Origin of the sequence: Cryobacterium sp. LW097 (genome assembly GCF_002205495.2) — a bacterium.
Lineage (GTDB): Bacteria > Actinomycetota > Actinomycetes > Actinomycetales > Microbacteriaceae > Cryobacterium > Cryobacterium zongtaii.
In genome coordinates, this window is sequence record NZ_CP021992.1 from 878102 (window position 1) to 900297 (window position 22196).

24 protein-coding genes are annotated in these 22196 nt (G+C 66.7%); 17 read left to right on the top strand and 7 right to left on the bottom strand.

Going from position 1 to position 22196, the window contains the following annotated elements; all coding sequences use genetic code 11:
• The first annotated feature begins 8 nt into the window (after window positions 1-8).
• The 13 genes from B7495_RS04065 (at window position 9) to B7495_RS04125 (ending at window position 11323) form a co-directional block, all read left to right on the top strand.
• A complete protein-coding gene (locus B7495_RS04065; protein WP_088455444.1) occupies window positions 9-707 on the top strand; it encodes an L-threonylcarbamoyladenylate synthase in 699 nt (232 codons plus the stop codon).
• Entirely contained in the window at window positions 707-1933 is a 1227-nt protein-coding gene (locus B7495_RS04070; protein ID WP_088455445.1) for an MraY family glycosyltransferase, read from the top strand. Before B7495_RS04065 ends, B7495_RS04070 begins: the two co-directional genes overlap by 1 nt.
• A complete protein-coding gene (locus B7495_RS04075) occupies window positions 1930-2430 on the top strand; it encodes a hypothetical protein (RefSeq protein WP_088455446.1) in 501 nt (166 codons plus the stop codon). Before B7495_RS04070 ends, B7495_RS04075 begins: the two co-directional genes overlap by 4 nt.
• A gap of 178 nt (window positions 2431-2608) precedes the next feature.
• Window positions 2609-3394, top strand: a complete 786-nt coding sequence (gene atpB, locus B7495_RS04080; protein WP_088455447.1) for a F0F1 ATP synthase subunit A — start codon at window positions 2609-2611, stop codon at window positions 3392-3394.
• A 57-nt stretch (window positions 3395-3451) separates the two neighbouring features.
• Window positions 3452-3682: an ATP synthase F0 subunit C gene (gene atpE, locus B7495_RS04085; RefSeq protein WP_088455448.1), complete on the top strand. Its 231-nt coding sequence runs from the start codon at window positions 3452-3454 to the stop codon at window positions 3680-3682.
• 11 nt (window positions 3683-3693) lie between these two features.
• Window positions 3694-4251 carry a F0F1 ATP synthase subunit B gene (locus tag B7495_RS04090; protein ID WP_088455449.1) on the top strand — a complete coding sequence of 186 codons (558 nt, stop codon included), beginning with the start codon at window positions 3694-3696 and terminating at the stop codon, window positions 4249-4251.
• A 5-nt stretch (window positions 4252-4256) separates the two neighbouring features.
• Window positions 4257-5054, top strand: coding sequence for a F0F1 ATP synthase subunit delta (locus B7495_RS04095; RefSeq protein WP_088455450.1), 798 nt, complete (start codon window positions 4257-4259; stop codon window positions 5052-5054).
• An 87-nt stretch (window positions 5055-5141) separates the two neighbouring features.
• Window positions 5142-6779 (top strand): F0F1 ATP synthase subunit alpha, encoded by a 1638-nt coding sequence (gene atpA, locus B7495_RS04100; RefSeq protein WP_088457895.1) that lies wholly within the window; start codon window positions 5142-5144, stop codon window positions 6777-6779.
• A gap of 88 nt (window positions 6780-6867) precedes the next feature.
• Complete coding sequence (locus tag B7495_RS04105; RefSeq protein WP_088455451.1) at window positions 6868-7767, top strand: F0F1 ATP synthase subunit gamma; 900 nt, start codon at window positions 6868-6870, stop codon at window positions 7765-7767.
• Window positions 7768-7785: 18 nt separating this feature from the next.
• Window positions 7786-9249, top strand: a complete 1464-nt coding sequence (atpD, locus tag B7495_RS04110; protein ID WP_088455452.1) for a F0F1 ATP synthase subunit beta — start codon at window positions 7786-7788, stop codon at window positions 9247-9249.
• 2 nt (window positions 9250-9251) lie between these two features.
• The gene (locus B7495_RS04115; RefSeq protein WP_088455453.1) at window positions 9252-9518 is read left to right on the top strand and encodes a F0F1 ATP synthase subunit epsilon; all 267 of its coding nucleotides are present in this window, start codon (window positions 9252-9254) and stop codon (window positions 9516-9518) included.
• A gap of 74 nt (window positions 9519-9592) precedes the next feature.
• Complete coding sequence (locus tag B7495_RS04120) at window positions 9593-10312, top strand: peroxide stress protein YaaA (protein WP_240632391.1); 720 nt, start codon at window positions 9593-9595, stop codon at window positions 10310-10312.
• 9 nt (window positions 10313-10321) lie between these two features.
• Complete coding sequence (locus B7495_RS04125) at window positions 10322-11323, top strand: malate dehydrogenase (protein WP_088455455.1); 1002 nt, start codon at window positions 10322-10324, stop codon at window positions 11321-11323.
• Here the strand turns inward: B7495_RS04125 and B7495_RS04130 are convergent.
• The gene (locus tag B7495_RS04130; RefSeq protein ID WP_088455456.1) at window positions 11320-11925 is read right to left on the bottom strand and encodes a DNA-3-methyladenine glycosylase I; all 606 of its coding nucleotides are present in this window, start codon (window positions 11923-11925) and stop codon (window positions 11320-11322) included. The genes B7495_RS04125 and B7495_RS04130 overlap by 4 nt on opposite strands.
• Window positions 11922-12431 (bottom strand): methylated-DNA--[protein]-cysteine S-methyltransferase, encoded by a 510-nt coding sequence (locus tag B7495_RS04135; protein ID WP_088455457.1) that lies wholly within the window; start codon window positions 12429-12431, stop codon window positions 11922-11924. Before B7495_RS04135 ends, B7495_RS04130 begins: the two co-directional genes overlap by 4 nt.
• A gap of 132 nt (window positions 12432-12563) precedes the next feature.
• Here B7495_RS04135 and B7495_RS04140 point away from each other — a divergent pair, with 132 nt between their 5' ends.
• Genes B7495_RS04140 through B7495_RS04150 form a run of 3 tightly spaced genes read left to right on the top strand, consistent with a single transcriptional unit; the run spans window position 12564 to window position 17214 of the window.
• Window positions 12564-13526, top strand: coding sequence for an aldo/keto reductase (locus B7495_RS04140; RefSeq protein ID WP_088455458.1), 963 nt, complete (start codon window positions 12564-12566; stop codon window positions 13524-13526).
• Entirely contained in the window at window positions 13526-15259 is a 1734-nt protein-coding gene (locus tag B7495_RS04145) for an ABC transporter ATP-binding protein (RefSeq protein WP_088455459.1), read from the top strand. Before B7495_RS04140 ends, B7495_RS04145 begins: the two co-directional genes overlap by 1 nt.
• Entirely contained in the window at window positions 15256-17214 is a 1959-nt protein-coding gene (locus B7495_RS04150) for an ABC transporter ATP-binding protein (protein ID WP_088455460.1), read from the top strand. Before B7495_RS04145 ends, B7495_RS04150 begins: the two co-directional genes overlap by 4 nt.
• 86 nt (window positions 17215-17300) lie before the next feature.
• On the opposite strand, the gene B7495_RS04155 is transcribed toward B7495_RS04150, so the two are convergent.
• A complete protein-coding gene (locus tag B7495_RS04155; RefSeq protein WP_240632392.1) occupies window positions 17301-17945 on the bottom strand; it encodes an acetate uptake transporter in 645 nt (214 codons plus the stop codon).
• 133 nt (window positions 17946-18078) lie between these two features.
• On the opposite strand from B7495_RS04155, the gene B7495_RS04160 reads away from it, so the two are divergent.
• On the top strand, window positions 18079-19308 hold the full coding sequence (locus tag B7495_RS04160; protein WP_088455461.1) for a DUF4192 family protein: 1230 nt from the start codon (window positions 18079-18081) through the stop codon (window positions 19306-19308).
• A 6-nt stretch (window positions 19309-19314) separates the two neighbouring features.
• On the opposite strand, the gene B7495_RS04165 is transcribed toward B7495_RS04160, so the two are convergent.
• Genes B7495_RS04165 through B7495_RS04180 form a run of 4 tightly spaced genes read right to left on the bottom strand, consistent with a single transcriptional unit; the run spans window position 19315 to window position 22144 of the window.
• Window positions 19315-19731 (bottom strand): VOC family protein, encoded by a 417-nt coding sequence (locus tag B7495_RS04165; protein WP_088455462.1) that lies wholly within the window; start codon window positions 19729-19731, stop codon window positions 19315-19317.
• 9 nt (window positions 19732-19740) lie between these two features.
• Complete coding sequence (locus tag B7495_RS04170) at window positions 19741-20199, bottom strand: helix-turn-helix transcriptional regulator (RefSeq protein WP_088457897.1); 459 nt, start codon at window positions 20197-20199, stop codon at window positions 19741-19743.
• Window positions 20200-20231: 32 nt separating this feature from the next.
• Window positions 20232-21656: an aspartate aminotransferase family protein gene (locus B7495_RS04175; protein ID WP_088455463.1), complete on the bottom strand. Its 1425-nt coding sequence runs from the start codon at window positions 21654-21656 to the stop codon at window positions 20232-20234.
• Between the two features lie 5 nt (window positions 21657-21661).
• On the bottom strand, window positions 21662-22144 hold the full coding sequence (locus tag B7495_RS04180; protein ID WP_088455464.1) for an Lrp/AsnC family transcriptional regulator: 483 nt from the start codon (window positions 22142-22144) through the stop codon (window positions 21662-21664).
• Window positions 22145-22196: the final 52 nt, after the last annotated feature.

Consider the following 22196-nt stretch of genomic DNA (forward strand, 5'->3'; position numbering starts at 1 on the left):
CGTGCCCGATGACACGTATCTATGACTGCTCGGTCGATGAGGAACGCTCGACGGGCATGAGACTGGCACGCTCGGCGATCGGCCGCGGTGCGCTCGTCGTCATCCCCACCGACACCGTCTACGGCCTCGCCGCAGACGCATTCAACCCCGAGGCCGTGCAAAAACTGCTCGACGCCAAGGGCCGGGGCCGCCAGTCGCCCCCGCCGGTGCTCATCCCGGGCATCCCCACCCTCGACGCCCTCGCCCAGGACGTGCCAGAGCCCGTGCGCGCCCTGGTCGCCGAGTTCTGGCCCGGCGGTCTCACCGTGGTGCTCACCGCGCAGTCCTCCCTGGTCTGGGACCTGGGTGAGACCCAAGGCACCGTCGCCCTGCGGATGCCCCGCAACCAGGTGGCCCTGGACCTGCTGGCCGAGACCGGCCCACTCGCCGTCTCGAGCGCCAACACCAGCGGCCTGCCCTCGGCCATCGACGTCATCGGCGCAGAAGAGATGCTCGGCATCAGTGTCGCCGTCTACCTCGACGGGGGAGTCGCGGGACAGGACTACGAGCCGATCGGCGACCGCGCCGGCGACACCTCCTCCACAATCGTGGATGCCACCGGCTTCGCCACCAACGGCGGCAAGTTGGTCATCGTGCGGAACGGTGTGATCTCCCGGGCCGCGATCGAGGCCGTCATCGGCGACGCTCTCGCCCCAGTGGACGTGTAATGACCCTTTTCTTCCTGTTGGCTGTGGTGTCGGCGGTCGTGACTTTCGTCATGTCGATCGTGGTGCTCAAGCTCACCCACAAGTACCGGCTGTACCCCAAGATCCGTGAACGTGATGTGCACACCCGGCCCACCCCGCGGCTGGGCGGCATCGCCATGTTCCTGGGCATCCTGGTCGCCTTCGGGGTGTCCTACCTGGTGGCTTCCCAGTTCGCGCCGCTTCGGTTGATCTTCGCCGACCCGCACCAGATCATGGCCATCCTCGGCGCGGCCCTGCTCATCGTGCTGCTCGGTGTCGCGGACGACATCTGGGATCTCGACTGGATGACCAAGCTGCTTGGCCAGTTCATCGCCGCCGGCCTGGTGGCCTGGCAGGGCGTGCAGGTCTTCTCCCTGCCGATCGGCGGACTCACCGTCGGATCGTCCTGGATGTCGATCGTGATCACGGTCATGGCCATCGTCATCGTGATGAACATGATCAACTTCATCGACGGGCTCGACGGGCTGGTCGCCGGGGTCGCGCTCATCGCCAACGGTGTGTTCTTCATCTACAGCTACCTGCTGGTGCGCGACACCTCGCCCACCAACTACTTCAACCTCGCCTCCCTGATCGCCGCGATCCTGGTCGGCGCCTGCGTGGGGTTCCTGCCGGTGAACTGGCGCCCCGCCAAGATGTTCATGGGCGACGCCGGCGCCCTCCTCGTCGGGCTGCTGATGGCCACCTCGGCCATCGCGATCACCGGCCAGGTCGACCCAACGGCCGTCAACCGGTCCCAGCTGTTCCCGGCCTTCATCCCGCTGATCCTGCCGGTGGCGATCCTCATCATCCCGCTGCTCGACTTCGGCCTGGCGGTGTTCAGGCGGGTTCGCGCCGGAAAGTCGCCGTTCAGCGCCGACCGCAAGCACCTGCACCACCGGCTCCTGGACATGGGGCACTCGCACTTGCACGCCGTGCTGATCTTCTACGCCTGGACCGCAGCCGCATCGGTGGGCTGCCTGCTCTACTACCTGCTCCCGGTGTTCTTCGGTCTGCCCACCTGGTGGGCCACCGTCTTCCTGGTGAGCGCCCTGGTTATCTGCACGGTTGTCACCCTCGCCCCGCTGAGCCGCCGCAAGGCCATCGAGGCCGCCAGCCAGCTCGCCCCGGCGACCGGCGCCATCGGCGTCCCCACCATTGCCCGGCTTGATCCCCTCGACGAAGCGTCTGACGCCAAGGAGCCCGTATGACCCCCGCACCCGATTCCCCCGACTCCGCAGGCGCGCCAGCCACACCGACCAGGACGACGCCGGTGGATGCCAAGAAGATCCTCACCGAGGTCCTCAAGTACACCGGACTACTGGCCATCGCGATCGCCGTGATCGGCGGCGGCCTCGGCTACCTGTTCGCCGGAACGGAGGGCCTCATCAGCGCCCTCATCGGCACCGCGCTGGCTGTTCTGTTCGCGTCCATCACCGCCGCCAGCATCATCGGGGCGATGAGGTTCGACATCGCGGCGTTCTTCGGAATCGTCATGGGTGCCTGGCTGCTGAAGATCGTCGTCTTCATCGTCATCCTGGCCCTGCTGCGCGATGCCCCCTTCGTGCAGACCATGGTGCTCTTCCTCACGGTGATCGCCGGGGCCGTCGGCACCATGCTCATCGACGTGATCGTGGTCTTCAAATCACGCCTGGGCTACGCGAGCAATGTCATGCTTCCGAGCGCACCGGATGAGACCGCGCGCTGACCGCGCACCGGTCACGTCGATTAGTCCCCAAGAGCGATTGTTGGTAAAGTGAAAACACTCTCAGGTGGCAGTGTGCGCCCCCGAGCCGTAGACCGAATTCCCCCACTGTCGCCTATGTGCGTCCGCACAGAAACAGGAGATAGCGCTGTTGTCTAACGCTGCGTACTTGCTGATTCCCATGGCATCCGAGGAGGGCGAATTCCACGCTCCGGGGATTGGCGAATTCCTGGGCCTCCCCGCGCTGTTCTTCGCAGACACGCCCTTCGAGATCAACCGCATCATCCTGGTTCGACTGCTGGCCATCGCGCTCATGCTGTTCCTGTTCTGGTTCGCACTGCGCAAGCCCACCCGGGTCCCAGGTCGCAACCAGAGCATCGCGGAGCTCGCCCTCGGCTTCGTCCAGGTGCAGATCGCAGACCAGATCCTGGGCAAGGACATGGGCCGGCGTTACCTGCCCCTCCTGGCCGGGCTGTTCTTCGGCATCCTGGCGATGAACATCACCGGTGTGGTGCCGTTCATGAACATCTCGGGAACATCGATCATCGCGATGCCGCTGCTGCTCGGCCTCGTCGCCTACGTCGTGTTCATCTACGCCGGCATCAAGGCGTTGGGCCCGGGCAAGTTCTTCAAGAACTCGCTCTTCCCCGCCGGTGTGCCGTGGCCGATCTACATCCTGCTCGCGCCGATCGAGTTCATCAACATCTTCATCGTCCGGCCGCTCTCGCTGGCCCTGCGACTCCTACTCAATATGATGGTCGGGCACCTGCTGCTCGTGCTGTGCTTCAGTGCCACGAACTTCTTCTTCTTCACTGCCGGTGGATGGGTCGGACTCTTCGGCGTTGGAACGCTCGCGTTCGGGTTCATCTTCACCTTTGTTGAATTCGCCGTCTACATCCTCCAGGCGTACATCTTCACCCTTCTGACCGCCGTGTACGTGCAACAAGCCGTGGCTGAAGAGCACTGACACAACTGAACTGGCTACGTCGACCGACGTCGTTTTTCGATTGAAAGGAAACACCTAGTGGAACCCACCATCCTCGCCGAGATCACCGGCAACATCGCGACCGTCGGTTACGGCCTTGCCGCGATCGGCCCCGGTATCGGCATCGGTATCGTCGCCGGAAAGACCGTTGAAGCCATGGCTCGCCAGCCCGAGCTCGCCGGCCGTCTCCAGGTCACCATGTTCCTCGGCATCGCGTTCACCGAGCTCCTCGCGTTCATCGGTGTTGCCGTATTCTTCATCTTCGTCTAGGGATTACCACAATGCCTGAGCTTGTTCTCGCAGCGGAAGCGGAAACCAACCCGTTTCTTCCTGCCATCTACGACATCACCTGGTCGCTTGTCGTCCTCCTGGTTGTCATGGTCTTCTTTGTACGCTTCGCGATCCCGCGTTTCCGTCAGATCCTTGACGACCGTGCGGAGGCCATCGAAGGGAACATCGCCAAGGCAGACGACGCCCAGCGCAAGGCCGAAGCTGCTCTCGAGCAGTACACCGCCCAGCTGGCCGTTGCCCGCGTCGAAGCCGGCCAGATCCGCGAGCAGGCACGCGCCGACGGTCAGCGCATTCTCGCCGAGCTGCGGGAACAGGCCACGTCAGAGGCCAACCGCATCACGGCAACCGCGAAGGCACAGATTGAGGCCGAGCGTCAGTCCGCTGTCCAGTCGCTGCGCAGTGAAGTCGGATCCCTCGCCATCGACCTCGCCTCCGGCGTGATCGGGGAGAGCCTGAACGACGATGCGCGTGCAAGCGCCATGGTCGAGCGGTTCCTCGCTGACATCGAAGCCACCGAGAACACGGCCCCTTCGGCCGGAAAGAACTAAGACACATGGGAAGCGCCACCAGAGAAGCCTTGGCCACGTCGCGGGCGGCACTCGCCGCCCACGCCGAGTGGGCTGATCTGGCGACGGGTGAGAACCTGTTCGACGCCGGCCGGGTCATCGGTGAGTCGTCTCAGCTTCTCGCCGCTCTCGGCGATTCGTCTGCGGAGGAGTCACACAAGATCGCGCTCGTTCGTGCGGTCTTCGGTGCCACCGTCACGCCCGCCGCTCTCGAATTGCTGCTGAGTGTGGCTGTCGGCCGCTGGTCGAGCCACCAGGATCTGCTGGCCGCGCTCGAAGAGCTTGCGTTGCGGGTGACGGCGGATTCGGCCGAGCCGAACGTGTCGATCCGATCCGAACTGTTCCAGTTCGGTGCGGCGGTGTCCTCGGATGCCGAACTCGAGTTGGCCCTGACCAGCAAGCTGGGTAAGTCCTCAGCCAAGGTCGGACTCATCCAGGCGCTCCTCGCCGACAAGGTGTCGCCCCAGACCCTCGTCATCGTTCGCCACCTGGTGCAGCAGCCTCGCGGCCGCCGTATCGGCGAGCTTCTCACGGATGCGGCCACCATCGTCGCCGATCAGGCCGACAGCATCCTTGCGACGGTCACCGTGGCGGCAGCGCTGCAGCAGGGGCAGTTGGACCGCCTCGCCGCGACGCTCTCGGCCCGGTACGGACGCAACGTCGCCCTCAACCAGGTCATCGACGCATCCGTCATCGGTGGCCTCAAGGTACAGATCGGCGATGACGTCATTGACGGCAGCGTCTCCACCCGTCTCAAGGACTTGAGACTGCAGCTTGCTGGCTAACCTTCGGGTTGCCAGAACACACATATCTCGAGACGGTAACGTGTCGAAAAGACAAAGCCTGTACTGCTGTACAGAAAAGGGAAGATGATGGCAGAACTAACGATCAGCCCCGATGAGATCCGTGACGCTCTCCAGGACTTCGTCAAGTCCTATGAGCCGAACAAGGCCGCAACGACCGAGGTCGGCTACGTCACCACCGCGGGCGATGGCATCGCCCACGTGCAGGGTCTCCCCGGCGTGATGGCCAACGAGCTCATCAAGTTCGCGGACGGCACCCTCGGCCTTGCGCTGAACCTCGACGAAGACGAGATCGGTGTTGTCGTCCTCGGCGAGTTCGCCGGCATCGTCGAAGGCATGGAGGTGTACCGCACCGGCGAGGTCCTCTCCGTTCCCGTCGGCGACGGTTACCTCGGCCGTGTCGTCGACCCGCTCGGCGCCCCGATCGACGGTCTCGGTGAGATCGCCACGGACGGTCGCCGCGCCCTCGAGCTGCAGGCTCCCGGCGTCATGCACCGCAAGAGCGTGCACGAGCCGATGCAGACCGGCATCAAGGCCATCGACGCGATGATCCCGATCGGCCGTGGCCAGCGCCAGCTGATCATCGGTGACCGCCAGACCGGCAAGACCGCCATCGCGGTGGACACCATCATCAACCAGAAGGCCAACTGGGAGTCCGGCGACTCCAACAAGCAGGTTCGCTGCATCTACGTCGCCATCGGCCAGAAGGGCTCCACCATCGCTTCGGTGAAGGGTGCGCTCGAGGATGCCGGAGCGATGGAGTACACGACCATCGTCGCGGCTCCCGCGTCCGACCCGGCCGGCTTCAAGTACCTCGCGCCGTACACCGGCTCGGCCATCGGCCAGCACTGGATGTACGCCGGCAAGCACGTTCTCATCATCTTCGACGACCTGTCCAAGCAGGCCGAGGCCTACCGTGCGGTGTCGCTGCTGCTGCGTCGCCCGCCGGGACGCGAAGCGTACCCCGGCGACGTGTTCTACCTGCACTCCCGTCTGCTCGAGCGTTGTGCCAAGCTCTCCGACGAGCTCGGTGCCGGATCGATGACCGGCCTGCCGATCATCGAGACCAAGGCCAACGACGTTGCCGCCTACATCCCGACCAACGTGATCTCGATCACCGACGGCCAGATCTTCCTGCAGTCCGACCTCTTCAACGCCAACCAGCGCCCCGCGGTCGACGTGGGAATCTCGGTTTCGCGTGTTGGTGGCGACGCCCAGGTCAAGTCGATCAAGAAGGTCTCCGGTACCCTCAAGCTCGAACTGGCCCAGTACCGTTCTCTCGAAGCGTTCTCGATGTTCGCATCTGACCTCGACCCGGCCAGCCGTCGCCAGCTTGCTCGTGGCGCCCGTCTCACCGAGCTGCTCAAGCAGCCGCAGTACTCGCCGTACCCCGTGGAAGACCAGGTCGTTTCGATCTGGGCCGGCACGAACGGCAAGCTGGACGAGGTTCCCCTCGAGGACATCCTGCGTTTCGAACGCGAACTGCTCGACTTCCTCGGTCGCACCACCGGCATCCTCACGACGCTCCGCGACACCAACGTGCTCAGCGACGACACCGTCGCCGAACTGACCACCGCGGTTGACACCTTCAAGCGCGAATTCCAGACCGGTGAGGGCAAGCCCCTGGCTTCCGTCGGCCGTGAAGAGTTCGTCGCAACCAAGGCAGAAGACGTCAACCAGGAAAAGATCGTCAAGCACAAGCGCTGACCGCGCATCCGGTCCGAGCCGCCGCAGGCGGCTCGGACCGGGTACTTGACACTCATCGACACGATATCTAAGCAAGCACAGGAGACACATGGGAGCGCAACTTCGGGTCTACCGGCAGAAGATCAAGTCTGCCCAGACGACCAAGAAGATCACTCGGGCCATGGAGTTGATCTCCGCTTCGCGCATCCAGAAGGCGCAGGCGCGAGTCGCGGCTTCCACCCCGTATTCGCGTGCGATCACGCAGGCGGTGTCGGCCGTCGCCACCTACTCGAACGTCGAGCACGTGCTGACGACCGAACCCGAGGTCATCAACCGTGCCGCGGTCGTCATCTTCGCCTCGGACCGTGGACTCGCGGGCGCGTTCAGCTCGCAGGTACTGCGTGAGGCTGAACAGCTCAGTGAACTGCTGCGCAACCAGGGCAAGGACGTCGTCTATTACCTCGTCGGCCGCAAGGCCCTGGCGTACTTCAGCTTCCGCCGTCGTGTGTCCGAGCAGTCGTGGACCGGCGGAACCGACCGTCCCGAGTTCGACACCGCCCAGGAAATCGGCGACGCACTTCTGTCGGCCTTCCTGCGCGAAGCCGATGACGGTGGCGTCGACGAGATCCACATCGTCTACAACCGCTTCGTGAGCATGGTCACCCAGGTTCCCCAGGTTGTGCGCCTTCTGCCCCTGGAGGTCGTCGAGGGTGAAGCCGGCGACGTGCCCGCCACGCTGCCGCTCTACGAATTCGAACCGGACCCCGAGACCGTGCTCGACGCCCTGCTGCCGGTCTACATCGAAAGCCGCATCTTCAACGCCATGTTGCAGTCCGCGGCCTCGGAGCACGCCAGCCGCCAGAAGGCGATGAAGTCGGCCAGCGACAATGCCGACAAGCTCATCAAGGACTTCACCCGGCTGTCGAACAATGCGCGCCAGACCGAGATCACGCAGCAGATTTCCGAGATCGTGGGTGGAGCCGACGCGCTCTCATCCGCCAAGAACTAATCCAGAGAAGAGAGAGCAATGACTGACACCGCAATCGCGCCAGTCCTCGAAGAGGGCACAGCCGGCGCTGTGGGCCGCATCGCACGCGTCACGGGCCCCGTCGTGGACATCGAGTTCCCGCACGACTCGATCCCTGGCATGTACAACGCGCTCAAGACGACCATCGTCATCGGCGACGAGTCGACCGAGATCACCCTCGAGGTCGCCCTGCACCTCGGTGACGACCTGGTTCGCGCCATCGCCCTGAACCCGACCGACGGCCTCGTCCGCGGCCAGGAGGTCCGCGACACCGGCTCGCCCATCATGGTTCCGGTCGGCAACGTCACCAAGGGCCGCGTCTTCAACGTCATCGGCGAGGTCCTCAACGCCAAGCCCGGTGAGAAGATCGAGATCACCGAGCGCTGGCCCATCCACCGCAAGCCGCCGCCCTTCGACCAGCTGGAGTCCAAGACCCAGCTGTTCGAGACCGGCATCAAGGTCATCGACCTGCTCACGCCGTACGTGCTCGGTGGAAAGATCGGCCTCTTCGGTGGTGCCGGTGTCGGCAAGACCGTCCTGATCCAGGAAATGATTCAGCGCGTTGCGCAGGACCACGGTGGTGTGTCGGTGTTCGCCGGTGTCGGCGAGCGTACCCGTGAGGGCAACGACCTCATCGGCGAAATGGAAGAGGCGGGCGTCTTCGACAAGACCGCCCTCGTGTTCGGCCAGATGGACGAGCCGCCGGGAACGCGTCTGCGTGTCGCGCTCTCCGCGCTGACCATGGCCGAGTACTTCCGTGACGTCGCCAAGCAGGACGTGTTGCTCTTCATCGACAACATCTTCCGCTTCACCCAGGCCGGATCCGAGGTGTCGACCCTGCTGGGCCGCATGCCGTCCGCCGTGGGTTACCAGCCGAACCTGGCCGACGAGATGGGCATCCTGCAGGAGCGCATCACGTCGACCCGTGGCCACTCGATCACCTCGCTGCAGGCCATTTACGTGCCTGCCGATGACTACACCGACCCGGCTCCGGCGACCACGTTCGCGCACCTCGACGCCACCACAGAGCTGTCGCGTGAGATCGCGTCGAAGGGCCTGTACCCGGCCGTCGACCCGCTCACCTCGTCCAGCCGTATCCTCGACCCCCGCTACTTGGGCGCCGACCACTACAACACGGCCGTTCGCGTCAAGGCGATCCTGCAGAAGAACAAGGAACTCCAGGAGATCATCGCGATCCTCGGTGTTGACGAGCTCTCTGAAGAGGACAAGGTGACCGTGGCCCGCGCCCGGCGCATCCAGCAGTTCCTGTCGCAGAACACCTACATGGCGAAGAAGTTCACGGGCGTCGAGGGTTCGACGGTGTCGCTCAAGGACACCATCGAGTCGTTCACGGCCATCGCCAACGGTGACTTCGACCACGTGTCGGAGCAGGCATTCTTCAACGTCGGTGGCATCAACGACGTCGAAGAGAAGTGGGCTCAGATCCAGAAGGAGAACGGCTAAGCATGGCTTCGGCTTCGCTCACCGTGACTCTCGTCTCGGCGGACCAGCAGGTCTGGTCCGGCGAGGCGTCCATGGTTGTCGCGCGCACGGTGGAAGGCGAGATCGGTATTCTTGTCGGCCACGAGCCGTTGCTGGCCATCCTGTCCAGCGGCGAGGTTCGCATCACGCTGCTGGACGGAACCAAGGTCGTCGCCGAGGCTGACGACGGGTTCCTGTCCGTGGACAACGACATCATCTCCATTGTCGCCCGCCGGGCCGCACTCGTTTAGGCGCCGCCTGATTTAGGATCCTCGTGTTTGTATTGCTACCGCCGTCGGAGACGAAACGCTCCGGCGGCGTTTGCATGCCCCTGGCGATTGACTCCCTGGCCTTCCCGGCGCTGACCGGTCGCCGCCACGTGCTCACTACCGCCCTGGCCGCGCTGGCCGCCGATCAGGACGCCACCGTGCGCGCCCTCAAGCTCGGCCGCACCCAACTCGCCGAGATCGACCGCAACGCCGCCCTGCTGTCCTCCCCGACGACCCCGGTCATCGACAGGTACACCGGGGTGCTCTATGACGCGTTGGCCGCCGACACCCTGTCGCCGGCGGCCCGCGACTTCGCAGGCAGGCACCTGCTGGTGCACTCCGCGCTGCTCGGACCCGTCGGGGGGCTCGACCTCGTACCCGCCTACAGGCTCTCGCACGACTCCCGGCTGCCGGGCCTGCCCCTCAAGAAGCACTGGGCTGCCGACGTGTCCGCGGCGCTCGAGGCCACCGCGTCCGATGGTTCGGGCGGGCTGCTGCTCGACCTGCGCTCGGAAGGGTACGTGTCGCTGGGACCTGCGGCGGGGCATCCGCGGCGGTTCTACCTGCGGGTGGTGACCGAGAGCGCCGACGGTCGCACCCGCGCCCTCAACCACTTCAACAAAAAGGCCAAGGGCGACTTCACCAGGGCGCTGCTGCAGCACGGCCAGGCCTTCGACACCGTCGACGCGCTCCTCGCCTGGGCGCCGACGGCCGGATTCGCCCTGCGGCCCGGCGCTGTCGGCGAACTCGAACTCGTCGTCGCCGGTCACCTCTAGTATGAATTCGTGCAGAGACAACGAGTAAACGTCACCGTCACCGGCGCCGGAGGCAACATCGGCTATGCGCTGATGTTCCGCATCGCCTCGGGCCAATTGCTCGGACCTGACGTTCCCGTCGCGCTCCGCCTGCTCGAGATCCCCAGCGGTCTCCGGGCCGCGGAGGGCAGCGCCTTCGAACTGCAGGACAGCGCCTTCCCGCTGCTGCGTGAGGTGCTCGTGACGGATGACCCGGTGCAGGCCTTCGACGGCGCCAACGTGGCCATCCTCGTGGGCTCGCGGCCCCGCGGACCCGGCCAGCAGCGTGCGGACCTGCTCGAGGGCAACGCCCGCATCTTCGGCCCGCAGGGCGCCGCCATCAACGCCGGCGCCGCCGACGACATCAGGGTGGTCGTGGTGGGCAACCCGGCCAACACCAATGCGCTGGTCACGGCCAGCCACGCGCCGGATGTACCCGCCGACCGTTTCACCGCCCTGACCAGGCTCGACCACAACCGCGCGGTCGCCCAGCTCGCGGCGCACCTGTCGGTGCCGGTCACCTCGGTGAGGGGCGTGGCTATCTGGGGCAACCACTCGGCTCTGCAGTACCCCGACGTGTCCCACGCCACCATCGACGGACGCCCGGTGCGGGAGCTCGTCGACGAGGCCTGGCTGGTGAACGAGTTCATCCCGCGGGTGGCCAACCGCGGCGCCGAGATCATCGCCGTGCGCGGAGCGTCCTCGATGGGGTCTGCCGCCAGCGCCACGGTCGACCATGTCTACGACTGGGTGAACGGCACCGGTCACGACTGGACCAGCGCCGGAGTGTTCTCCGACGGGTCATACGGCGTGCCGGCCGGCCTGGTGTCGTCCTACCCCGTGCGCTCCCTGGGCGGCCGTTGGGCGATCGAGCCGGGGCTGGCTGTTGACGACTTCTCCCGCGCGCGGATCAACACCTCGGTGGCCGAACTGCAGGCGGAGCGCGCCGCCGTCAGTGCCCTGGGGCTGCTCGGCCCGCGAGAATCCGCCTAGGCCGGCGCCGGCGCCAGGTGGCAGCCGAGAACGTGGTCGTTCACGAGCCCGCTCGACTGCATCAGCGCGTACATGGTGGTCGGGCCCACGAACCTGTAGCCGCGGGCTCTGAGTGTCGTGCTGAGCGCGGTGGACTCCGGCGTGATCGCCGGCACCTCGGCCAGATCAGTGAGCGGCGTGCTCCGCGGTGCCGGCGCGAAGCTCCAGATCAGCTCGGTCAGGCTCTCGCCCAGGGCCAGGGTGGTTCGGGCGTTGTCGATGGTGGCGGTGATCTTGCCCCGGTGCCGGATGATGCGCTCATCGGTGAGCAGCCGCTCCACATCCGCCTCGGTGAACGCGGCGACGGCATCGACGTCGAAACCGGCGAACGCGGCCCGAAACGCCGGCCGGCGCCGGAGGATCGTGATCCAGGACAGCCCCGCCTGGAATCCCTCCAGGCACAGCTTCTCGAACAGGCGCTGCTCATCGCGCAGCGGCCGGCCCCACTCCTCGTCGTGGTAGCGCCGGTACTCGGCGTCGTTCGCGGCCCAGCCGCACCGGGCGACTCCGTCGTCACCGACGACGACGGATGGCCGCGGAATCACGGTTTCCTCGGTTGTCATCCGACGTACTCGATGCCCTCGTGCCGCAACAGCCACTGTTTGGTGGGGATGCCCTCGCCGGCGCTGAAACCGGTGATGCGCCCGTTAGAGGCGAGCACCCGATGGCAGCCCACCAGGATCGGCGCCGGGTTCGCGCCGACGGCGCCGCCGATCGCCCGGCCGGCGCCGCTCCTGCCGATCGAACGGCCCAGCTCACCGTAGGAAAGATGATCGCCGAAGGGGATGGCGGCCAGACCCCGCCAGACGCTCTGCTGGAACTCGGTGCCGCGGTTCAACCGCACCGGCACATCGAAGGTGACCCTCGCGCCGGCGAAGTACTCGCCGAGTTCGGCGGCGGCGCGTCCAAGCAGCGCGTTGGGAGCCTCCGGCAGGCCTTCCAGGGGGAGGTGGCCGTCCCTGACGATGGCCAGGGACCAGACCTCGGTGTCATCGCCCGTGAGCTCGAGGTCGCCGAGGGGACTCTGCACGCGGATCAGGTTCGGGGGAGTGGGGGCTGCGCTGGTCATAGTGTGACTGTAGTCGGCGGTCCCGAACGGTTCCGGCGGTTTTCGGACAGGGGAATATCCGGCCGGTCAGGGGCCTGTGGAGGAGGGGCCGTAGGTGGTCACATCATCGCCGCACAGGAATAGTCTGTAGCAATGGCTCAGATCGACTATCGCACTCTCGGCAACTCCGGCCTCGTCGTCTCGACGATCGGTCTGGGCTGCAATAACTTCGGCCGTAACGGCACCAGCACCGAGACCCAGGCGGGTACCTCCCTGGTGATCGATGCGGCCATCGACACCGGTGTGACCCTGTTCGACACCGCGGACATTTACGGCGCGGAACGCGGACTCAGCGAAACCCTGATGGGCAACGCCCTGCGCGGCAAGCGCGACCAGATCGTGCTCGCCACCAAGTTCGGCATGGACATGGCCGGCGCGAACGGCCCCGACTGGGACGCCCGCGGCTCCCGCCGCTACATCCGTCTGGCCGTCGAAGCGTCGCTCACCCGGCTGCAGACCGACTGGATCGACCTGTACCAACTGCACCGGCCCGACGCCAACACCCCCATCGAGGAGACCCTCGAGACCCTGGACGACCTCATCCGTGAGGGCAAGATCCGCTACATCGGCCACTCCAACCTGGCCGGCTGGCAGATCGCCGAAGCCGAATTCACCGCCAGGATCAACCATCACCCGGCCTTCATCTCGGCACAGAACGAGTACAGCCTGCTCGTGCGCGACGCCGAAGACGAGGTCCTGCCCGCCGTGAACGCCTACGGCCTGGGCTTCCTGCCGTTCTTTCCGCTCTACAACGGGCTGTTCACCGGCAAGTTCAGTCGTGAGGGCGGCCCGGCGGACAGCCGCATCATGACCATCCGCCGGCACCTGCTCGACGACGCCCCCTGGGACACCATCGAGCGTTACCAGCAGTTCTGCGACGACCGCGGCGTGAGCATGCTGGCCGCGACCCTGGCCTGGCTCCTGGCCCAGCCCGGTCTCACCAGCGTGATCGCCGGCGCCACCAAGCCGGAGCAGATCGTGCAGAACGCCGAGGCCGCCACCACCTGGCGGCCCACGGCTGAAGACGTCGCCTACATCTCCGCCCTCTTCGCCTGATGCTCTGGACCCTGCTCGTTCGCTACCTCCGGCCGCACTGGCGCCTGCTGGTGGCCGTCGTCGTCTTCCAGCTGGCGCAGTCGATCGCGTCGCTCTACCTGCCATCGTTGAACGCCGACATCATCGACGAGGGCGTGGCCACCGGCGACACCGGCTACATCCTCCGCGTCGGCGGGATCATGCTGATGATCACCCTCGGCCAGATCATCTGCGCCATCATCGCCGTCTACTTCGGCGCCAAGGCGGCCATGGCCCTCGGCCGTGACCTGCGTGGGGCGGTCTTCACCAGGGTCGGCGAATTCTCCGAGCAGGAGGTCAGCCGATTCGGCGCCCCCTCGCTGATCACCCGCTCCACCAACGACGTGCAACAGGTGCAGATGCTCGTGCTCACCACCTGCACCCTGCTGGTCTCAGCGCCCATCCTCTGCATCGGCGGGGTGATCATGGCGATGCGCCAGGACCTCGAACTGTCCTGGCTGATCGCCGTCAGCGTGCCCGTGCTGCTCGTGGCCGTCGGGCTGATCATCGTGCGCATGGTGCCGCTGTTCAGGGTGATGCAGGTGCGCATCGACACCGTCAACCGGGTGCTGCGCGAACAGCTCACCGGCATCCGGGTCATTCGCGCATTCGTGCGCGAAGACGTGGAGACCCGCCGCTTCGGCCAGGCCAACACCGACGTCACCCACACCGCCCTGCAGGCCGGCCGGCTGATGGCGCTGATGTTCCCCGTGGTGATGCTGGTGCTCAACGTCTCCAGCGTCGCCGTGATTTGGTTCGGCGCGTTCCGCATCGAAGACGGATCGATGCAGGTGGGCACCCTGATCGCGTTCCTCAGCTACCTGATGCAGATCCTGATGGCCGTGATGATGGCGACCTTCATGGCCGTGATGATTCCCCGCGCCACAGTGTCGGCCGACCGGATCGGCGAGGTGCTCGACACCGCCTCCAGCGTGCGTCCGCCAAAGAACCCCGTGAACCAGACGCACGGGCACGGCGAGCTGGAGCTTCGGGGCGTGAGCTTCGCCTACCCCGGCGCCGAACAGCCCGTGCTCAGCGACATCAGCTTCGTGGCCAGACCCGGGTTCACCACCGCCATCATCGGCAGCACAGGTTCGGGCAAGACCACCCTGGTCAACCTGCTGCCGCGCCTGTTCGATGCCACCAGCGGCACCGTGCTGTTCGGCGGTGTCGACGTGCGCGAGCTGAACCCCGACCTGCTCTGGGGCCACATCGGCCTGGTTCCGCAGAAGCCCTACCTGTTCTCCGGCACCGTGCGCAGCAACCTGCTCTACGGCAAGCCGGATGCCACCGAGGCCGAGATCTGGCAGGCGCTGGAGACCGCGCAGGCCCGCGACTTCGTCGAACGGCTCGCCGGTGGCCTCGACGCCGCCATCGCCCAGGGCGGCACCAACGTTTCCGGCGGGCAGCGGCAACGCCTCGCAATCGCCCGGGCGTTGGTGAAACGGCCGGAGCTATACATCTTCGATGACTCATTCTCGGCGCTCGACCTCGCCACGGATGCCCGGCTGCGGGCGGCCCTGGCCGCGGACGTCGCCGACGCCACCATGATCATCGTGGCCCAGCGGGTGTCCACGATCCTCGACGCCGACCAGATCCTCGTCGTCGAAGACGGCCGCATCGTCGCGAGCGGCACCCACGAACAGCTGCTGGCGACCTCGTCGACCTACCAGGAAATTGCGGCATCCCAGCTGGCAGCGGAGGCCACCTCATGAGCGACACCGAAACCGCCGACGACAAGGTACCGGCACGCCCACCGCGGGGCGGCGGCCCGTTCGGCGGCATGAACATGCCGGCCGAGAAGGCGATGAACTTCGGGCCGAGCGCCAAACGCCTGATCGGCACGCTCCGCCCCGAGCGGGTGTGGCTGGTGCTGGTGCTGGTGCTCGCCGTGATCAGCGTCACATTCTCGGTGATCGGCCCCCGACTGCTCGGCGAGGGCACCAACCTGATCTTCTCCGGCGTCGTGAGCAAGGCCCTGCCGGCCGGGGCCACTCAGGCCGAGGTGATCGCCGGACTGCGGGCATCCGGCGACACCACGCAGGCCGACATGCTCAGCGCCATGACCCTCACCCCCGGCCTCGGCATCGACTTCGCGGCCCTGTCTGCCGTGTTGTTCTGGGTGCTGGCGCTCTACATCCTCGCGTCGGTGTTCAGCTGGCTGCAGGCGCTGGTGCTCAACGCCGTCGTGCAGCGCACGGTGTTCAGGCTGCGCGAGGAAATCGAGGCCAAGATCAACCGGCTGCCGTTGGGCTACTTCGACACCGTCAAGCGCGGTGAGCTGCTCAGCCGGGTGACCAACGACGTCGACAACATCTCGCAGAGCCTGCAACAGTCGCTCAGCCAGGTGGTCACGTCGCTGCTCACCGTCATCGGCGTGATCGTGATGATGCTGCTTCTCTCGCCGCTGCTCGCCGTGATCGCGCTGGTCACCGTGCCGCTGACCCTGGTCACCACGGTGCTGATCGCCAAGCGGTCGCAGAGGCTCTTCGTGGCGCAGTGGGCCCACACCGGGGAGCTCAACGGCCAGATCGAGGAGACCTTCTCCGGGCACGCCCTGGTCAAGGTCTTCGGCCGGCAGAAGGAGGTGGAGCAGCGCTTCGCCGCGAAGAACGACGAACTCTACGAGGCCAGCTTCGGCGCCCAGTTCGTCAGCGGCATGATCATGCCCGCCATGACCTTCATCGGCAACCTGGTCTACGTGGCCATCGCCGTCGTCGGTGGCCTACAGGTGGCGTCGGGGGCCATGCAGCTCGGTGACGTGCAGGCCTTCATCCAGTACTCCCGGCAGTTCACCCAGCCGCTGGCGCAGCTGGGCTCGATGGCCAACCTGCTGCAGTCCGGCGTCGCCAGCGCCGAGCGGGTCTTCGAGCTGCTGGATGCCGACGAGCAGACCCCGGACGCCGACCCGGCCGAGACGCCCGCGGAGACCCGCGGGAGACTGGTGTTCGAGGACGTGTCGTTCAGCTACAGCGCCGACAAGCCGCTCATCCAGGGCCTGAACCTGGTGGCCGAACCCGGCCAGACCGTGGCGATCGTGGGCCCGACCGGCGCCGGCAAGACCACCCTGGTGAACCTGATGATGCGCTTCTACGAGCTCGACGGGGGCCGGATCACCCTGGACGGTGTGGATATCGCCGGGATGACCCGCAACGACCTGCGCGGCCGGATGGGCATGGTGCTGCAGGACACCTGGCTGTTCGGCGGCAGCATCCGCGACAACATCGCCTACGGCCGGCCGGACGCCACAGAGGAGCAGATCCTCGAGGCCGCGACGGCCACCTACGTGGACAGGTTCGTGCACTCGCTGCCGGACGGCTACGACACCGTGCTCGATGACGAGGGTGGCAACGTCAGCGCCGGGGAGAAGCAGCTGCTCACCATCGCGCGGGCGTTCCTGGCCCGGCCCAGCGTGCTGATCCTCGACGAGGCCACCAGCTCCGTCGACACCCGCACCGAGGTGCTCGTGCAGCACGCCATGAAGGCACTCCGCGCCGATCGCACCAGCTTCGTGATCGCGCACCGACTGTCGACCATCCGCGACGCCGACCTGATCCTGGTGATGGAGGCGGGCCAGATCGTGGAGCAGGGCAGCCACGCCGAGCTGCTCGAAGCCGACGGCGCATACAGGTCCCTCTACGACTCCCAATTCGCAGCAGCCATCGAGTAGCCCCGGCCCCGCGAACTGTGAGAAAAGCCCCAGAAACGTCGAGTTTCTGGGGCTTTTCTCACAGTTCGCGAGGGGGAGGGAGTGGGTTACTTGGCGGGCCAGACGGGGAGGACGGCGCGGCCGGCGGTGGAGTTGTAGACCACGGCGAACGAGCCGTACCAGGCCAGCAGTGCGGTGAGGATGCCGAACCAGCCGCCGAGCTGGTGGATCGCGGTGATCCCGGTGTACGCGCCGATGGCCAGCAGCACGAAGGTGATCGAGAGGGCGACGAAGACGATGAAGATCGAGCCGTTGGTCTTCTTGGCGGCCACGGTCATGTAGAGCGTGAAGATCGCCCAGGCCAGCAGGAAGGTGCCCATGCCGGCGGCGCCGGCCTCGACGTTGCCGCCGGTGCTCTCCAGGTACCAGAACGCCAGCCAGAACGCACCGAACGAGGTGAACGCCGTGGCGCCGAAGGTGTTGCCGTTGCGCAGCTCCCAGATGCCGGCAATGACCTGGGCGATGCCGCCGTAGAACAGCGCGAGGCCGAGGACGGCGACGCTGGAGGGAACGATTCCGGTGTTGGACATGCTGAGCACGAAGGTCGTGAGCGCGAACGCGCCCAGGCCGAGGGCGCCGGGATCGGCGAGGGGGCCGTGGGACGGGGCTGCGGGGGCTGCGGACATGGGTGCGGCGGGTGCTGTCGCGGAGGCCGCGGGGGCCTCCGGATACGTCGTATTGATCTGATTCATTTGTGTTGAGATTATCAGCCGCACCCGGCCCCACCCCGCCGACCGAGTAGTGCACAGGCCACCGGCCCGGCAGGTTCTGCACAGGTCGGCCGGCGTCCGGTCGCCCTGGCCGGATCCGGCGCACCGTCGAGGCATGCAGAAGACAATCGTGAAGACCCCGACTCCCCAGGATTTCCTCGCCCTCGTGCCCCAACTTGTGGGCTTCCACCCCGCCCAAAGCCTGGTGCTCGTCGCGTTCCGCGGCAACCGCACCTGCGGTGCGCTGCGGTTCAACCTCCCCAGCCCCGACGCCGGTCCGCAGGAACTCCGACGCATCGCCGGCGCCCTGCTCGGCACCCTGTGCAAGATTCCCGGCGTTGACGCCCTCGTACCGGTGAGCTACACCGACGAGTCGATCGGCGACGCCCCGGCGACCGACGTGGCCGACCTGCCGCAGGGCGCGTTCCTGCGGGCGATCCTCACCCGCGCCGGCCAGGCCGGCTTCCTGGTGCGCGACGCCCTGTGCGTGGCCGCGGATGGCTGGGCCTCCTACCTGGACGCCGCACCTGACCGTGGCCGGCCACGCAAGCAACCGCTGCGGCATCCGCTCCGCGAAATCAAGGACTCCAGCGTCAGCGAGGGAATCCCAGGCGACGCCCGCCGTGAATTGGGCCGGTTGCACACCGGCGCCGAGTTGCCCAGGGTGGACCTCGCCACCCGGGAACGCTGCGCCAGGCGCCTGGCCCGCTACCAACGGCTCGGCCCCGACCTGGGGCCGGTCCCTGAACTGATCGAGATGGTCGGCGACATGCTCGACCCTGTCGGCACCGCGGAATCCGCGCTGGGCGTGAACCCCGCCGAGCTCAGCATCGACGAGGCCGCCGCGCTGCTCTTCCTGATTCAGGGTCCGGCCACCCGCGACCAGATGATGCTGCAGTTCGCCTTCGGCGAGGCCGAGGGCCACCGCAGCCTGGCGCTGAACCGGCACTACGCCAGACGGCAGCGGGAGACGGGCCTGAGCATGGACGACGTCGTCGAGGCCGATATGGCGGCCGGCCGGGCGCTGCAGGAAGACTCGCCGACGACCGGGGACCTGATGCTCGGCCTCAGCCGGGACCGGCCGGACCCGGAACGGGTCAGCCGGGGCATCCGGCTGCTCAAGCTGCTCGTGGCGATGGCACCCCGGTCGGCCAGGCCGGCGCCGCTGTGCATGCTGGCCTGGCTGAGCTGGACGCTGGGCCGCGGGTCGGTCGCGGGAATCTACATCGACACGGCCCTGGACATCGACGGCGAGTACGGCATGGCGCGGCTGCTGTTGCAGCTGATCGGCAGCGGCCACCTGCCGGAGTGGGCCTTCGAGGTGCCCGACGAGACGGACCTCTGAGCCCGTTCAGGCAGCCGGGGCCTGCGCGATGCGCACGGTGTTTCCGGACGGATCCCGGAAGGCGCAGTCGCGTGGGCCCCAGGGCTGGTCGGTGGGCTCCTGGAGCACCTCGGCGCCGGACGCACGCACGGTCTCGAACGTCGCGTCGACGTCGTCCGAGCGGAACACGAGCATCGGCAGGACCCCCTTGGTGAGCAGCTCCTGGAGCGCATCGCCGTCGGCCGGCGACCGGCCGGCGTGCGGCTCCGACAGCACGATCTCGAGACCGGGCTGGGCATCGCTGCCGAGCGTGACCCAGCGGAATTTTCCGGACGGCACGTCGCTGCGCACCTCGAGCCCGAGCGCGTCCCGATAGAACGCGATCGCCTCGTCGACATCGTTGACGGTGATGTTGCAGTACTGGAGTGAGATTGTCGTTGTCATGCGACGAATCTAGGCCGCTAGCGTCCGGCGCGCTTCTTGGATCCTGCTCGATTCGCGGGCAGTGCCCGGCGGGCGCCGAACCGGGCGGGTGTGAGTCTGGGCGACACAGGCCGGCATGGCCGTCACGGACGCGTGCGTGCGCGCCCGATAGGCGCTCGGAGCCTCGCCGACGATCTCGGCGAACCGGGTGCTGAACGAGCCCAGCGAGGTGCAGCCGACCCTCATGCAGGCATCCGTGACGCTCGCGCCACCGCGGAGCAACGCCATCGCCCGCTCGATCCGGCGGGTCATCAGGTAGCTGTACGGCGTCTCGCCGTACGCCGCCCGGAACCGTCGGGAAAAGTGCGCGGGCGACATCAGCGCCCGGCGCGCCATGGTGGGGACGTCGAGCGGGTTCGCGTACTCCCGATCAATCAGGTCCCGGGCCCGGCGCAGGCAGGCGAGAATCTCGAGTTCCTGCGGAGTCACCATTTCACGCTAGCACCGGGCCGAGCGACCGGCTAGAGGTGCTTCGGCGCCTCCGACAGCACGCCGTGCAGGATGTCGCCGATCTCGTGGATCTCGGCCGGGCCGATGGTCAGCGGCGGTGCGAGCTGCACGACGGGGTCGCCCCGGTCATCCGCCCGGCAGTACAGCCCCGCCTCGAACAGCGCACCGGACAGGTATCCGCGCAGCAACCGCTCGGACTCCGCGTCGTTGAAGGTCTCCTTGGTGGCCTTGTCCTTGACCAGCTCGATGCCGAAGAAGTACCCCTCGCCGCGCACATCACCCACGATCGGCAGTTCGAGCAGCTTCTCCAGCTCCGCCCTGAACACCGGCGAATTCTCCCGCACGTTCTCGTTGAGCTTCTCCTCCTCGAAAATGTCGAGGTTGGCCAGCGCCACCGCTGCGGAGACCGGATGGCCGCCGAAGGTGTAGCCGTGATAGAACGCCGTGTCGCCGTGCTTGAACGGTTCGTAGATGCGGTCGCTGATGATCGTCGCGCCGATCGGAGAGTACCCGCTGGTCATGCCCTTGGCGCAGGTGATCATGTCCGGTTCGATGCCGAAGGTCGTCGAGGCGAACATGTTGCCCATCCGGCCGAACGCCGTGATGACCTCATCGGCCACCAGCAGCACGTCGTAGGTGTCGCAGATCTCGCGCACCCGCTTGAAGTAGCCCGGCGGCGGTGGGAAACAGCCGCCGGAGTTCTGCACGGGCTCCAGGAACACCGCGGCCACGGTTTCCGGCCCCTCGAACTGGATCATCTCTTCGATACGGTTCGCGGCCCACAGGCCGAACGCTTCCACGTCGTCGCCGTGCCCCGAACCCATCTCATCGGCCCGGTAGAAGTTGGTGTTCGGCACCCTGAACCCGCCGGGGGTGACCGGCTCGAACATCTCCTTGAGCGCGGGGATACCTGTGATCGCCAAGGCACCCTGGGTGGTGCCGTGATAGGCGACCGAGCGGGAGATCACCTTGTGCTTGGTGGGCCGGCCCTGCAACTTCCAGTAGTACTTGGCCAGCTTGAACGCGGTTTCGACGGCCTCGCCACCGCCGGTGGAGAAGAACACCCGGTTGAGGTCGCCCGGGGCATGCTCGGCCAGCCTGTCGGCGAGCTCGATGGCGCTCGGGTGAGCGTAGGACCAGAGCGGGAAAAACGCGAGTTCCTCGGCCTGCGTCGCGGCCGCCTGGGCGAGGCGTTTGCGGCCGTGACCGGCGTTCACCACGAACAACCCGCTCAGGCCGTCGATGTAGCGCTTGCCGGTGGAGTCCCAAATGTGGTGGCCCAGCCCCTTGGTGATGACGGGAACACCGGCACCGGATTCCAGCACCGACTGGCGGGCGAAGTGCATCCAGAGGTGGTCCTTCGCCTTCTGCTGCAGGTCGGCGTTCTCGGCGTCGGTGTAGACGCGTGGGCCGATGGTGGGCTCTGTGATGGTCATCGCGGTTACCGTGTTCCCCAGTTGTACAACTGTTTGTGAAGCTTGAGGTAGACGAAGGTCTCGGTCGAGGCGACCCCCTCAAGCGCGCGGATCTGTGAATTGAGCAGGGCGATCAGTTCGTCGTCGTTCTCGCAGACGACCTCGGCCAGGATGTCGAAGGAACCTGCGGTGAGCACGACGTAGTCGACGGCGGCGATCGCGGCGAGCTGATCGGCCAGGACCCGGGTGTCTCCGGTGGCGCGGATGCCGATCATGGCCTGCCGGTAGAAGCCCAGCTGCATGGGGTCGGTCACCGCGACGACCTGCATGACCCCGGCCTCGGTGAGTTTCTGCACGCGTTGGCGCACCGCGGCCTCGCTCAGACCGACAGCCTTGCCGATCTCGGCGTAGGACCGCCGGCCGTCCACCTGCAGCTGCTCGATGATCTTCTTGGACACATCGTCCAGTTGCGCGGGCCGACCCGCACTGCCGCGTCCATTGCTGCTCATCACCCGATTGTGACAGTGAAGGGGCTATGCGGCAAGTGAATCAGTCGTGAAA